General features: G+C 28.3%; 2 protein-coding genes. Both read left to right on the top strand.

What is annotated here, in order from left to right:
* Window positions 1-47: 47 nt before the first annotated feature.
* Window positions 48-446, top strand: coding sequence for a transposase (locus tag Q0998_RS19220; protein ID WP_299673061.1), 399 nt, complete (start codon window positions 48-50; stop codon window positions 444-446).
* Window positions 447-454: 8 nt separating this feature from the next.
* Window positions 455-1,291 (top strand): IS3 family transposase, encoded by an 837-nt coding sequence (locus Q0998_RS19215; RefSeq protein WP_299673058.1) that lies wholly within the window; start codon window positions 455-457, stop codon window positions 1,289-1,291.
* Window positions 1,292-1,320: the final 29 nt, after the last annotated feature.

Raw genomic sequence — 1,320 nt, 5'->3', positions numbered from 1 at the left:
TGTATGTCCCTGATATAGGTTGACCACTTAAACCAAAGTGTAAGCTTATGAAAGCAAATTTAAAACAGTTAAAGAAACGTAGAATTTATTCCGAAGAGTTTAAACGAGAAATCGTCAAAGATTTTGAATCTGGACGTTTTAGCGTATCACAATTGGAAAAATTATATGGAGTAAGTAATCCAACTATTTACCAATGGATTTATAAATTCTCTACCTTTAACGAAAAAGGATTTAGAGTGATAGAAAAGAAAGATAGTAGTTCAGATAAACTAAAAAAACTTGAAGATCGAGTTAAAGAACTTGAAGGAATTATTGGTCGTAAGCAAATTGCTATTGATTATTTAGAAAAAACCATAGAAATTGCGAGTGATGAACTTAATGTAGATATCAAAAAAAATTCCAACACGCTACAATCTGCTGGTTTCGAAAAAATAAATCAAAAATAAAGTATAGCATGAATCAACTTTATAAAGTTATAGATATTAGTAAGCAAGCTGTTTATCAATATCAAAAAAGACAAGCTATTTTTGATCATCAATTAACTCAATTGGTTTTAGAAGCTGATGATTTACGTTCAGATCATCCTGGTTGTGGTGTAGAAAAAATGTACACTATTTTAAACCCTAACTTTATAGGACGTGATAGATTTGTAGACACTATGATGAATTTAGGCTACAGAATAAAGAAAATTAAAAATTATAAAAGAACAACGATTGCTGGTAAAAGGTTTTACCCAAACCTTATTAAAGGATTAAAAGTTGATAGACCAAATACTATCTGGCAATCAGATATTACTTATTTGCCCTTAAATGGAAAGCACTATTACGCAGTATTTATAATAGATGTTTATACTAAAAAAATTGTAGGCTATAAAGTATCTGATACTATGAGAGCAGAAGCTAATGTAACTGCTTTAAAGATTGCTTTAAGAGATAATAAGGCTCCTGAAATCCATCATTCAGACAGAGGAAGTCAATATACGTATGAAAAATATTTAGATATTTTAAAACTCAATAACACTAAAATAAGCATGTCTTATAGTGGTTTAGATAATGCATATGCAGAGCGTATAAACAGAACTATTAAAGAAGAATATTTAAGCTATTGGAACCCTAAAACATTTAGTCAGTTAAAGAAAAATATTAATAAAGCGGTAGAAAATTATAATACTGTGAGAACTCATAAACATTTACCAAAAATGAATCCAGTACAATTTGAAAAATATTGGGCAACATTATCTAAGAATAATAAACCAATTATTACTATTTTTAATAATGAAATAAATAACTAAAAACGGTCAACTCTAATCAGGGAAGTACA

The sequence above is a fragment of the uncultured Polaribacter sp. genome (assembly GCF_947501385.1).
Classification (GTDB): domain Bacteria; phylum Bacteroidota; class Bacteroidia; order Flavobacteriales; family Flavobacteriaceae; genus Polaribacter.
This window is presented reverse-complemented; position numbering and strand designations above follow the sequence as displayed.